A 12,604-nucleotide genomic window follows, 5' to 3' on the forward strand; every position below is an offset into this window, starting at 1 on the left:
CGGAGACTGGCGCCGCGCGCCTTTTCATTAGCAAAGACGGCGATGCAAATCGCTGGTGCGTCTTTCCCGTCAATGCGCCCTGCTGGCGCCCTACCCCTAGAACGCAAGCGGAAAATTTGACAGTCATCGTCCCTGAAGTATCGCAGCAGCGCGTCGCTTCACTGCAATCGCTGTGCAATCACCAAAGCGTCTTGGCGCTCGAGGGCTGATTGAGCAAGCTGGAAAAAATGCAATGCAACCAGCAACATCATCGCGTTGGAGCCTGCTGTTTTGAGCACACAGCAAGCCTATGCTGGCGCTAGCGGCAAGCCTTCCAGTTGCTTGAGAAAACTGGAGAAACCGCCGAGTGCGCGTGCGTGCCGGCGGGCGCTGGTCAAGACGACCGAGCGTGGTGACCAGGCGATCGGCGCTCTGATGGCTTGCAATGCGCGGACCAGCGCTACGTCTTCGCTGCAGGTCAACGCAGGAAAGCCGCCGCACTGTTGATACAAATCCACGCGAACGCCCAGGTTGGCACCGTGAATGCGGCCGTGGCCTTCTCCGGTTGGCTCGGTCTGTTCAAACCTGCGGCGCACGTCGTCGGAGTAGTCCAGCCAATCCTCCACTTCCACCACGCCGCAAAACACACCGGCGCCTGCCCTGCGTTGTTCGATCAACCAATCCGCCGGAACGCGGGAGTCGGCATCGGTGACAGCCAGCCAGTCCGCGCCCAACGCAATGGCCTTGGACGCAGCCGCAGCGCGGGCGATGCCTACCCCGCCGGGCATGGGCACATCGATGACACGCGCACCCAATGCCAATGCCAGTTGCGCCGTGGCGTCCGTACAGCGATCCACAGCGACGATGACTTCCACCCATTCGTCCAACTCGGGGTGCGAGGCGGCACGGGAGACCGATCTGAGACAGGCAGCCATGCAATCGGCTTCGTTGTGCGCTGGAATGATGACGGCGATCATCGCAGTCCCTCTTGCTGCGCCACAGATAGTGGTTGTGCCGTCCACGCTTCGAGGACAAAGTCGCTGTCGTCATAGCGATACGCCACAGGAAGCGTCAGCAGCCGCGCAATGCAGGCATGGACCTCGGTGCCATCCTGTTGCGCCTGTTCGAACGGATGCTTCCAGTGACAGGCCACCAGAAGTCCATCTGCAGTAAGTGCGTTTTGGATGCGCACGATCAGGTCTTCGAGCTCGGCGGTGGCAAGGTAATAGCCGATCTCACTCAATACGATCAGGTTGAAACTGCCGACCGGCCATTGCTGCGGATGACACGCTTGCAGGATTTCGACATTGCTGCGTTCGCCAACCCGCTGCTTGGCCTGCTCGACCGCTGCTGCGGACATGTCGGTTGCCAGCAAGTAGTCACAGCGGGCAGCCAGGCCGCGTGTGGCCTCGCCATTGGAACAGCCCAGTTCCCATCCACGTGCGAACGTCGTTCTGGGCAAGGTTGCCAGCAGGATGTCGCGTTTGCGCGTCTCATACCAACGCGTCGCGTAGCCAAAGGGATCCGGCTGTTGGTAGATATTATCGAAATAGCCGGCGTTGGCCTGGGCATTCATGGCAGATAGACCTCGAAATCGCGCCGAAATCTGGCCAGCGCCCAATCAGGAAGAATGGGACTGCGCAGCGCTGGCGTGACGTGGCCTGTCTGCGTCTTGAACGCCGACACCGCCCGCATCTTTGCAGCGTGAGCAGCAGAAGGAAGCGCAAGCCGTGTTGCCGATGCCAACATCCGGCTGGCGTCCGGGTCGTCCCAGTGCCATGCCCAGACCGGAAATTGGATCAGCCGCGCTGCGCAGGAAGCGCCTGCGTTCGTGGCTGCATCAGCGCATGCCTCGTGATCCGGATGCCCATCGCGTGCATAGGTCACCAGCACGGCGTCGGTTGGTTCGAGCAGATCGGCAAGCCGGGCGCCAAGCGCAATCACGCCTGCACGCACTTGACCATCTCCCATGTCCAATCTGACCACATTGGCTGAATCAATCCCCAGGCAGGACAGCGCATCACGCAGCTCGTGCTGACGCGCGGCAGCGAGCCGCGCTGGTGGCCATGCGTCTTCGTGCCGATAGGCCGCTTCGCCATCTGTGACGGAGGCGATCAGCACATCGCGTCCCGATTCGATCGCCATCGCAAGCAGCCCGCCGCATCCCAGTACCTCGTCGTCAGGATGCGGGGACACCACCACCAACCGGCGCGCATTACCAAGCAGTTGTTCGATCGTGGTCGTCGGCAGGGCGTTCAACTGACGCGAAGCGTTCCATTGGGCTTCGGTGTTGCCCTGCCCTTCGATATGCTCCCCTCTCAAAGCAGCCATGGATTCACCTCGCGTGCGTGGAGCTGCTCACCCAGCCATTGCTGATCCTTTTCGCCATGCGATTGGCGGATGAAGGCTGCCAAGTCGGCACAGCGCTGCGCATGCTCGGCATCGCAACACAACGAAACAGGGCCCAGTGCCAGTGCGGCGCGTTCGATCACGTCGCGACAAATGCGATCCATCAGGCTGCGCAGCTGGATGACCGCGAACTGATGGCTTTCAGTCGGGGCGCCATCGATCGTGTTGGCCAAGTTTTCCAGCATCAGCCGTGCCGCCGACAGCTGCGTGTCGATGGCACCCAAGTGCGCTGCGGAAAATGGGTTGTGCGTCGTCCGAGGCGAGCGGCGGACATGCTCGGCAATCGCTATTGCGGCGCCGTACCAGCACGCCGCGATCCCTGCCCCCCCGTGCCAGAAGCCCGGGCGCTGCAAATAGAAGTCCGGCTCGCCGAGCAATGCAGCAGGCGCGTTCTTGAACAACCCGTTGCCCGTAGGAATGCCGACCATGCCTGGGCCATGCCATTGGCTTGCGTCGAGTTCGAACTGGCCCTGCATCAGCGCGACCGCCGCAAGCGGCCGTTGATCGCCTTGGTTAACCGTCACCAGCGCATGCGTCACCACCGCCAGGTCTGCGCTGCACCACGGCTTGACGCCAGAAACGCTGCAGGAGTTCGCGTCGTACGCTGCGGTATCGTTCGGACCGCCGGCCGCCCAGACCGCCCAGACGGTGCCTACCGGCGGCGCGGCCTTTCCGGCCTCGGAGAAAATGGACAAGGCGTCGTAGTGCGCTTCCAATACCTTGGCCGCGGGAAGGCTTTCGGCGCCAATTCTGCTCAGCGCCTGCCAACGGGCACGCGTCTGGCCCGAGCCTGGATTGGGGAGCTGCGGCATCGCGCACACGTGCTCGCCAATGCGCTGCGCGAGTCCTTTATTCGTGGAGCGTGGAAGCGTGCCCGGCAGCTGATCACTAGCAATGAATGACTGAGACATTCGCCAACTTAGGCGCTGTATCGTCAACCCGAGGTGAGTCCGTGCGCATGCGCTGAACACATCGACGCGACGCTATATTCACGCAGCGCGGCGGCTAGATGATTGCCAAGCGAACGCTGCCTGCACTCAGAATTTTTACCTAATGCTTGCGCAGTGGAGCTCTTCGGAGCCGTCCACATTCCTCTGCCGATTGATCACTTAGGTTTCGAAGCCGCCCAGACGCCCAGGAAGGCAATTTCCGAGTTTCCCTATCCTGACCGCATCGCTGGATTCCGCACCAATCTGCAGAACACCATCGATATCTGCGTGCAATAACCAGCAGTGACCATATAAAGCAAGATGAAAAAAGCGCTACCAGGGTGTTGCACTGCACAGGCGAAGCATCGTCTACGATAGAAATGCTTCATGACGTTTCCGGCACTTCCGCAGCACACCCTTCGCCTGGCCGTGCTGAGCGCGCAGCATGTACAGATTGTCAGTTGAGAACTATTGATCCAGACGGGATGAAACACACGCCCGCCCGATCAGCGCTTGGCCCGCATACGATTCGCTCACCTGCCATCAAGACTCCCCAGTTGCCGTTGACGTATCTCTCGCTCTTTTTCGTATCGCTGGTTGCTGCCACCCTGCTGCCGGCGCAATCGGAGGCCGTGCTGGTGGCATTGCTGCTGGACGGCGGCTCTGTTGTTGGCCTCGTGATGGTTGCGAGCCTTGGCAACGTGCTGGGGTCGCTGATCAACTGGTGGATCGGACGCGAGGCGGTACGGTTCCAGGGGCGCCGATGGTTTCCCATCAAACCGAATGCCCTGCTGCGTGCGCAGGCGTGGTACCGCAAATATGGCAAGTGGTCGCTGTTATTGAGCTGGATGCCGGTCATCGGCGACCCGCTCACGCTTGCCGCCGGGGTCATGCGCGAGCCGCTGCGTACCGTGCTACCTCTGCTGGTGGTTGCCAAGACCGCACGCTATGCCGTGGTTGCAGGGGCGGTGCTTGCACTTGCCTCGTGACAGCCAAATCCGGCAGTTAGCGTCCGGCCTGAAATCACCAAAGTGCATCGCGCACGGGCGCTTAACATGCGCTGGCTATGCCTTTTGGGCTGCAGAGTAGCTGCAGCGCATGAGCGACACGACGAAGGAGACTGTATGAAGCAGCTACAGACGATGATCCTGGCTGGTTGCCTGGTGGGGCTGAGCCCCATGGCCTACGCCGAGGTCGCCAACCTCACCAATAGCGCCGATGGCGCCAATCGCGACGCAGGTATCGCTGCGGTCAAGAAGAAATTGCAAGAGGCCTGCACATCGCGGAACGGCACGCCGGATCTCGGCTCGTTTGAAGTGGTGTTCGAGAAGATCAGCAAGAATCCGGATGTTCCCAAGCCGTATTACGTGGACGGCAAACTCAAGTGCGATCTGCCGTAACACGCGCGTTCGATGTTAAACGCAGCGCGTTGCGCTAAGCCACTGCAACATCGGAGTAGACTGGCGCCCCTGCATTGGTAGGGGCGCTTTTCTGATGATCTGGATCAGCGTCAACCGCGCAAGATGCTTTTCCAATGCGCTGGCGCTGATCGGCGCCGTGCAAGATCGTGGGCCGCCGGACATTCCTTCTCAGAATTGATCAGCGCATGCTGTGCAGAAGGACAGACGGGATCCGGCTGCCACGCGCGCTTCGGTTGATGGCGGCCCTCGTGAAAAGCGCATTGTTCCTGGCTAGATGGCCGCCCCGCCTCGCGCTTCGCCGCAGATGCTTACCGACGCTACACCACACCTAGCTGCGACCGCGCCACGTCCAGTGTCGCCATGATCCGAAGCACCTCATCGAGCGGGTGCAGCGGCGATTCCGTCAATCCTTGGCCGATGTAGCGAGCGGCTGCGGTGGCTTGCCAGGAGAGCCCGCGATAGCCGTCGAGGCCGGTCGGGTCGGTCCAGAGCAGCGGTTCGGTGGCGGAATCGTTGCCGGCCAGACGCAGCGTGGTGGGGCTATGAAAGTCGCCTGCCAGGTCGATGCGGCCGGCGCTACCGGTCACATAGGCGGTCGAGTTGCTACGGGCTACGATGGAACTGATGAGGGTGGACTGCGCGTGCCCGCCATGCGACAGCACCACGGTCGAATAGGCGTCGACACCGGTTTGGGTGAGCGCACCGACGGCGGTGATTGCGCTGGGCGCGCCAAGAATCATCGAGGAAAACTGCACGGCATAGACGCCCAGGTCGAGCAGCGCGCCGCCCCCGAGTGCAACGTTGCGCTGCCGATGCGAGGGATCGCGCGGGCCCGACTGGCTCAGGTCTGCGAACACGTGCCGGATGTCGCCCAATGCCGCCTCTGCCAGTAGCTTGCGCACCACCGAGGTGTGCGGCAAATAACGGCTCCACATGGCTTCCATCAGAAACAGCCCGCGCGCACGGGCTTCTCGTACCAGCACGCGAGCATCTTGCGCGCAGGTCGTCATAGGCTTTTCGATCAGGACATGCTTGCCTGCGCGCAGCGCCAGCAGACCATGTTCCAGATGCTCGCTGTGTGGGGTCGCAACGTAGACGATGTCGACGTCCGGGTTGCAAACAAGGGCCTCGTAGCTGTCGTAGGCATATTCCATCGACCAGGCAGTGGCGAATTCCTGGGCACGCGCGCGGCTGCGTGAAGCCACCGCGACTGGACGTTGATGGGTGTTGCGACGCAAGGCACCGACGAATGCGGATGCGATGTTCCCTGGGCCCAAGACACCCCAGCGCAACGCAGGTTCGCCCTGGCCTGGCAGGAACAGATCCGGCGTCGGGAATGTCGTCGGCAGCATGATCATGTGCTCTGCATCGGTGATGTCGCGATGCTAGCAAACCACGGACGATGGCAATAACGACGAATAACGCATGCTTTGCGTACAAGGGATGCGTGCCATATCCAGCGCATTGCACCTCAAGGCAGGACACCGCACGCAATCAGCGTCGTGACCAGCTGCAAGCGAACGACTAAGTTGCCGACTGTCGTTCCGATCCCGGGGCTTGCCGCACCAGGATCGGAAGTTGCGTAACGCGTTCCTGCTTACTGCGGCGCAGCTGCAGACGTCTCTGGCGTGATCCGCCAGATGATGTTGGCCAGATCGTCGGCCACGATCAGCGCACCACGCGGGTCTACCGTGACACCGACAGGCCGCCCGCGGGTCTTGCCATCTTCACCGTGGAAGCCGGAAACGAAGTCGATCGGGTCGCCTGACGGGCGACCATCGCGGAACGGCACGAACACCACCTTGTACCCAACCGGCGGGTCGCGATTCCAGCTGCCATGCTCGCCGACGAACACGCCGTCGGCGAACTTGGCGCCCATTGCGCTGGACGAAAACGCAACGCCGAGTGCGGCGACATGCGAGCCCAGCGCATAGTCCGGCACGATCGCCGATGCCACCTTCTGCGGATCTTGCGGCATGACGCGCGTGTCCACGTTCTTGCCCCAATAGCTGTACGGCCAGCCGTAGAAGCCGCCTTCGCGCACCGAGGTCAAATAGTCAGGCACCAGGTTCGGGCCGATTTCATCGCGCTCGTTGACGACCGCCCACAATGCGCCACTGCCTGGCTGGATGGCCAGCGCAGTGGGATTGCGGATGCCTGTGGCATACGGCTTGTGTGCGCCGGTTGCGGCATCGACTTGCCAGATCTGCGCGCGGTCGAGTTCGACAGCCATACCGCGCTCGGTGATATTGCTGTTGGAGCCGATGGCCACATACAGGTAGCGGCCATCTGCACTGGCAGTGAGCGCCTTGGTCCAATGGTGATTGATCGCTGACGGAAGCTCGGTGACCTTGGTGGGTGACCCACTCGCTTGCGTCTGGCCATCGCGATAGTCGAAGCGCACCAACGCATCCTGATTGGCGACATACAGCGCGTTGCCGATCAGCGCGAGCCCATAGGGCGCGTTGAGCTTGTCGGCAAACACCGTCTTCAATTCGTAGGTGCCATCGCCATTGGCATCGCGTAGCAAGGTCAAGCGGTTGCCGCTCTTGGCCTTGGAGGTGCCCTTGGCCTTGATCGGACCGGCGATCACATCCTTTGGCTTGAGGCTGGGCGCACCGCCGCCACGGCCTTCCGCCACCAGAATGTCGCCATTGGGCAACACCAGCGTCTGGCGGGGAATGCCGAGATCTTTGGCGATCGCAGTGATGCGATAGCCTGCGGGTACGGTCGGTTTGCGCTCGCCCCAACTCGTCGGGTCGGCGATGGTCATGTCAGGCAGCAAGCCGCGATCGGGCGTGGGTAATTCTGGTGTTGCACCGCGCTGATTGAACTCCGGTGCTTTGCCGCATGCGGCCAGCCCTGCGGCAAGAATGGACACCGCGAGGATACGGGTGGTCTGACGCTTCATCGTGCACTTCCTACGCGCAGACCGGACATTCCCGCCCAGGTCGCAACCAACGCAAACAGTGTCGCAATCGCAGACAACGCCAGGGCTGCCGGCATGACGGCCCATGCGTCGCGTGCATGATGCAAACAGTCGAAAAAGCCCACGACCCACGCGGCAACGAGCGCAATGACGTAGACCAGGTGACGGCTTCCGCGCACCAGCGCGACGATGGCGCACACCAACGCAAGCGTGGTCAGCACCATCGCGCCCACTAACAGCCAGGACGCAAAATTGCTCCACTGAACCTGATAGCTGCTCCAGTAGGCGTAATCGCTCAGCAGCGCACCGAGAAACAACGGCCACACGCCGCCGAGCACAGCTGCATGGAACGGGTGGATAGCCCAGGGGCGGGCCGAAACGGTCGTGAAATTCATAGCGGACTCATCGGGGGTAATGGCGAAACGTGCCCCGATGCTGCCAGCTTGCATGTGATGAGGAGCGTGATATTTCAGCGCTTCCTGTTCTTGCAGAGGACTTTGACCGGATGTGCCTTGTGCTTATCGAACGACTGCAACGCATGCACTTGCTGTCGAGTTCGATTTCCCACTGGATCGCACGCGATGTCCATCCAGGCGCAGTGTAAATCTTCGCCCGCTGCCCCACTCATCCGCCCCGACGACCGCTCGATGGCTACCGCGACCGCAGATGATGCATCGCTGGGCGCAGCGCGGCCCTCTTCGCAGGCTCAGCTTCATCCACTGGAGGAGCAGACATAGGAAGACAGTTGCAATGATGGTGTTGGTCACCGCGCTGCGCATTTCCGGTCCGGCTGGCACAAAGCAGCCAGCGCCGCAGGCATCAGCGACGGCGGCGCTGGTGCGCGAAGCGGATGCGTTTTTCAAGGGCAGTCGACCGGGCGGTGTGGTGCTGGTGACGCGCGGCAATCAGGTGCTGCTGCGCCAGACCTATGGCATGGCGGATATCGAAAAAGGCATCGCCATGCAAGCCAATGCGGTGTTGCGGCTGGCCTCGGTCAGCAAACAACTCACCGCCATCGCGATGTGCAACTGGTGCAGGCAGGCAAGCTGCGTCTGGACGCCACAGATCAAACATTGAACGGCCCGCTCGCCAAGGTCACGGTGCAGCAGTTGCTGACGCACACCTCGGGCAACAAGAATGTCAGCAGCATCGCGGCGTCGCATGCGACGGCGCGAGGACACCAATGCGCACAGCCGGATGACTGTCGCAGTTGCCGAGCAGCTGTCGTGAAACCACGCTGCGGGTGTCGGAATTAAATCCATACCCATGATCACCGGATAATCCCAGATCCCACTGCGGGGCTTTCCCGGTGACATGGAGCCATGCCATTGAGTTGAAATGCTAGATGCCAGTGCCGGGAAAAGTGCCGGATCCAGTGAATCCAGATCACTTGAGACGATGGATTACGCACAATGGCTAGCCACGCTAGAGCACGCCCTATATATTTTTACAGATATACTGTTTAAATATCAGGCCAGCTAGCACACATCAGAATTACTTTAATTTAATCGATTATAAATTCGACAGCAAACGCCAGAGTCCGTTAGAGCTGCTAACTTGCGCTTGAATTCGCTACACCGGGGAGGGAATCGACCGACATTCGCGATGTGTTTCCCTTATTCCGCCTTACTGTGGTCGCATTTAGGATTGCCGCCCTCCGAGATTTGTGACGCACTATTGTCGAGTTCGCTCCGACAAAATTGTGCGGTAGGGCCTGCTAGCGCGGTTTTCATTCGCTTGGACTATGGAATAAATCAGCGACAGCTATTTCGGTTGATTTTCTCTGAATAGCAACTGTCCATTCAGGTTTTAGAGTTTTTGGATAGCGCCGTTAAACAATCTCGCAAGCACACGGCCAATGCACGAATGCATTTTCCGGATGGCCGGTAAGTGCATCTCCCCGGGGATGGAGGTGCGGCAGTCAAAGTGAATAACCTGTGAAATTAATGCCCGCGTTGGTCATCGCCAGCGCTGGGGACCTCTGCGCCAAATTTTGAATATCCGCTATAGCGGCGCGCCCAATGATCGGAACCGACAAGCCTATGAATCGCTCGCTGCTCGCAACCACCATCGCCTCCTGCCTCGTCCTGACTGCCTGTGGTGGTGGTGGCGGTGGCGGCAACGTCCGTAGCGATCCGCCGCAGAGCACCGTGATTGCACCGGCTCCGACGCCGTCGCCGACGACTCCGCCGCCCGCAGCCGACCCGTTGCCCAAGACCGCGCCGGCGCCGACGCCGGCCCCGCCCCGCTACCAGGGTGTGGGCAGCAATCTGTTGGTGCCGACCAATGCGGATCTGGCGCAGCAAGCCGGTGCAAAGGGTAAGGGTGTGAAGCTGGCAGTGCTGGACGACAATCTGGTGCCGAGCTACGCACCGATCAGCGGCAAGGTCGACAGCTTCAACGATTACACCGCCAGCCCGGGCACGCCGGAGTCGTCGGCCAATGCCTTGCGCGGTCATGGCACGATTGTGTCCGCGCTGGTGCTGGGCTCCGCGCAGGACGGCTTCGCCGGTGGCGTCGCGCCGGATGCGGACCTGTTCTATGCGCGCATCTGCGCCGAAAATTCCTGCGGCACGCAACAGGCCCGCCGCGCTGCGGTGGATCTGGCCGCCGCTGGCGTGCGCATCGCCAACCTCTCCATCGGTGCCTCCTATCCGGATGCTGCCGCCAGTGCCAACGCTGCGTTGGCCTGGAAGTACGCACTGACCCCGCTGGTGCAGGCCGACGCGTTGATCGTGGCCTCCACCGGTAACGAAGGCGCGGCGGAAGCCTCCTACCCGGCCGCAACGCCGGTGCAGGAAGCCAGCTTGCGCAACAACTGGCTGGCCGTGGGCGCGATCAATATCGACAGCGCCGGCAACGCCGCCGGCTTGACCAGCTATTCCAATCACTGCGGCGCCGCTGCGCAGTGGTGCCTGGTCGCGCCGGGCAGCTACACCGCCCCGGCACTGGCCGGCACCGAATTGCAGGGCCAGATCGCCGGCACCTCGTTCTCCACCGCCGCCGTCAGCGGTGTCGCGGCGCAGGTGCTGGGCGTGTATCCCTGGATGAGCGCCTCCAACCTGCAACAGACCCTGCTGACCACCGCCACCGACCTGGGCGACCCAGGCGTGGACGCGCTGTACGGCTGGGGCCTGGTCAATGCGGCCAAGGCGATCAAGGGCCCGGGCCAGTTCGCAAGCAACTGGGCAGTCAACGTCACATCCGGGTACGACAGCACGTTCAGCAACGACATCTCCGGTGCGGGCAGCCTGACCAAGAACGGCACCGGCAAACTCACCCTGAGCGGCACCAACACCTATACCGGCGGCACCACCATTCTCGATGGCGTACTGTCGCTCACCGGCAGTCTGCGTTCGGATCTTCTGGTGGCCAACTCGGCCACCTTCGAAGCGCGCGGCGGTGTCATCAACGGAAACTACAGCCTTGTCAACGCGACCGGTACCACTGCCATCGAGCTGGGCAAGGGCCTCACCGTCACCGGCCAGGCCAGCTTGAAGGGCAATCTGCTGTTGCTGCCGGAAGCGGCCGGCTACACCGTGGGCAGCACTGAAAAGATCGTCAGGGCCGGCGTCCTGCAAGGCACGTTCGACCGCGTGCAGTACGCCAATAATTTCTTCTGGAACGCGGCGCTGTCCTACGACCCGACCACCGTCACCGCCACCCTGACCCGCAATGCTTCCGCCGCCAGCGCGCAGGCGGCCGGTGCGCCGCAGTCGGTGGTCAATGGTGCGAACCAGATCGACGCACTGGTCAAGGTGCTCGATACGCGGGTCGCCTCGGGCGACACCGACAACCTGGGTGGCCTGATCAGCGCCACAGGGTCGCTGATCGCCGCGTCCGATGCGCAGGTTGCCGCATCGTTGCCGACGCTGGCCGGCCAGGTGCACGGCATCGAGCGCACGCTGGGCTTCCAATCCGCACTCAACGATGCGCGTGTGGCTGCCGACCGCCTGCCCTATCTGGCCGATACCACCACGCTGACCACCTGGATGCAGGGCAGCTATCTGGACGGCGATCTGAGTCGCAGCGGTTTCGATGCAGCCGATTACACCCAGCAGGCGACCACCTTCGGCGTGGATCTGCCGATGGGCAACGCCGGCACCATCGTCGGTGCGGCTTTGACCTCTGGTCAGGACCGTGCGCACATCGCGGCGTCTTCGAGCCGTCTGCGCTCGGACCGTTATGCGATGACGGCGTACCTCTACCAGCCGATTGGCAAGGCGTATCTGTCGGCGATCGGTTCGTACGGCATGAGCAACGTCGAGACCGAACGCACTGTGCAGGCCGGTAGCATCGGCGAGCGCTTGCAGGACCGTCGCCACGACACCAACTGGTCGGCGCGCGCGGAACTCGGCTTGATGCCGCATGCCGGGTTGTCGCCGTTTGTGGCCGCCGGTGTGGTGAGCCAGACCCAGGATGCCTTCAGCGAGGCGTCGGTGACCGGTCTGGGCTTGAGCGCGAACAGCGACACCCTGCGCGCAGGGTATGGCGAGGTGGGCGTACGCGGTCATCTGGCGCGTGGCAAGTGGGGCTTCGATGGTCTTGTGGCGTATCGCTCGCTGCTGGGCAACCCGAACTCCGACTTCTCCGCGTGGTTCACCGGCTTACCGGAAGCGCGGTTCAACGTGGCCGGCGAGCCGGTGTCCAAGCAGTCGCTACGCGCCTCGGTTGGCGTGCGTTACCAGCTCAACGATGCGTTTTCCATCTATGGCAACGTGGGCGCCGAGCGCAGTCGTTCCGATGCCAACAGCATCAATGCCAACGTCGGTCTGCGCTGGCAGTTCTGATCGCAGCAATGCAGCCGTGCTGCACGCTACGCACGTGAAGATGTCACGCACGCTGTTGTGTGACAGATAAAAGAAAGGCCCCGGCATGTCCGGGGCCTTTGCGTCGATGGTCTCGTGCGACTGCCGAACTGCGGAATGCCTTGACTG

The 12,604-nt window shown here is 62.1% G+C and carries 12 protein-coding genes; 5 read left to right on the plus strand and 7 right to left on the minus strand.

Annotated features, from left to right (window positions below; all coding sequences use genetic code 11):
- Window positions 1-209, plus strand: a 209-nt coding sequence (locus tag XBLMG947_RS23360; RefSeq protein WP_209437471.1) for a hypothetical protein, incomplete at its 5' end; no start/stop codon positions are given.
- Between the two features lie 78 nt (window positions 210-287).
- Here the strand turns inward: XBLMG947_RS23360 and XBLMG947_RS08430 are convergent.
- Genes XBLMG947_RS08430 through XBLMG947_RS08445 form a run of 4 tightly spaced genes read right to left on the minus strand, consistent with a single transcriptional unit; the run spans window position 288 to window position 2,816 of the window.
- Window positions 288-956, minus strand: coding sequence for a glycosyltransferase family 2 protein (locus XBLMG947_RS08430; protein ID WP_065467703.1), 669 nt, complete (start codon window positions 954-956; stop codon window positions 288-290).
- Window positions 953-1,555 carry an SAM-dependent methyltransferase gene (locus XBLMG947_RS08435; protein ID WP_065467705.1) on the minus strand — a complete coding sequence of 201 codons (603 nt, stop codon included), beginning with the start codon at window positions 1,553-1,555 and terminating at the stop codon, window positions 953-955. Before XBLMG947_RS08435 ends, XBLMG947_RS08430 begins: the two co-directional genes overlap by 4 nt.
- The gene (locus XBLMG947_RS08440; RefSeq protein ID WP_065467707.1) at window positions 1,552-2,310 is read right to left on the minus strand and encodes a PIG-L deacetylase family protein; all 759 of its coding nucleotides are present in this window, start codon (window positions 2,308-2,310) and stop codon (window positions 1,552-1,554) included. The genes XBLMG947_RS08435 and XBLMG947_RS08440 overlap by 4 nt, the downstream gene beginning before the upstream one ends.
- The gene (locus XBLMG947_RS08445; RefSeq protein ID WP_065467902.1) at window positions 2,298-2,816 is read right to left on the minus strand and encodes an acyl-CoA dehydrogenase family protein; all 519 of its coding nucleotides are present in this window, start codon (window positions 2,814-2,816) and stop codon (window positions 2,298-2,300) included. The genes XBLMG947_RS08440 and XBLMG947_RS08445 overlap by 13 nt, the downstream gene beginning before the upstream one ends.
- A gap of 1,064 nt (window positions 2,817-3,880) precedes the next feature.
- On the opposite strand from XBLMG947_RS08445, the gene XBLMG947_RS08450 reads away from it, so the two are divergent.
- Complete coding sequence (locus tag XBLMG947_RS08450; protein WP_065467904.1) at window positions 3,881-4,306, plus strand: YqaA family protein; 426 nt, start codon at window positions 3,881-3,883, stop codon at window positions 4,304-4,306.
- A gap of 135 nt (window positions 4,307-4,441) precedes the next feature.
- Window positions 4,442-4,717 carry a hypothetical protein gene (locus XBLMG947_RS08455; protein ID WP_065467709.1) on the plus strand — a complete coding sequence of 92 codons (276 nt, stop codon included), beginning with the start codon at window positions 4,442-4,444 and terminating at the stop codon, window positions 4,715-4,717.
- A 338-nt stretch (window positions 4,718-5,055) separates the two neighbouring features.
- On the opposite strand, the gene XBLMG947_RS08460 is transcribed toward XBLMG947_RS08455, so the two are convergent.
- The 3 genes from XBLMG947_RS08460 to XBLMG947_RS08470 form a co-directional block, all read right to left on the minus strand.
- A complete protein-coding gene (locus tag XBLMG947_RS08460; RefSeq protein ID WP_065467906.1) occupies window positions 5,056-6,090 on the minus strand; it encodes a Gfo/Idh/MocA family protein in 1,035 nt (344 codons plus the stop codon).
- A 245-nt stretch (window positions 6,091-6,335) separates the two neighbouring features.
- Complete coding sequence (locus tag XBLMG947_RS08465) at window positions 6,336-7,649, minus strand: PQQ-dependent sugar dehydrogenase (protein WP_065467711.1); 1,314 nt, start codon at window positions 7,647-7,649, stop codon at window positions 6,336-6,338.
- Window positions 7,646-8,062 carry a hypothetical protein gene (locus tag XBLMG947_RS08470; RefSeq protein WP_065467713.1) on the minus strand — a complete coding sequence of 139 codons (417 nt, stop codon included), beginning with the start codon at window positions 8,060-8,062 and terminating at the stop codon, window positions 7,646-7,648. Before XBLMG947_RS08470 ends, XBLMG947_RS08465 begins: the two co-directional genes overlap by 4 nt.
- Window positions 8,063-8,417: 355 nt before the next feature.
- On the opposite strand from XBLMG947_RS08470, the gene XBLMG947_RS08475 reads away from it, so the two are divergent.
- Complete coding sequence (locus XBLMG947_RS08475; RefSeq protein WP_065467715.1) at window positions 8,418-8,744, plus strand: serine hydrolase; 327 nt, start codon at window positions 8,418-8,420, stop codon at window positions 8,742-8,744.
- Window positions 8,745-9,709: 965 nt separating this feature from the next.
- A complete protein-coding gene (locus tag XBLMG947_RS08480; RefSeq protein ID WP_065467717.1) occupies window positions 9,710-12,457 on the plus strand; it encodes a S8 family serine peptidase in 2,748 nt (915 codons plus the stop codon).
- The last annotated feature ends 147 nt before the right edge of the window (window positions 12,458-12,604 follow it).

Source organism: Xanthomonas bromi, assembly GCF_900092025.1.
Taxonomy (GTDB): Bacteria; Pseudomonadota; Gammaproteobacteria; order Xanthomonadales; family Xanthomonadaceae; genus Xanthomonas; species Xanthomonas bromi.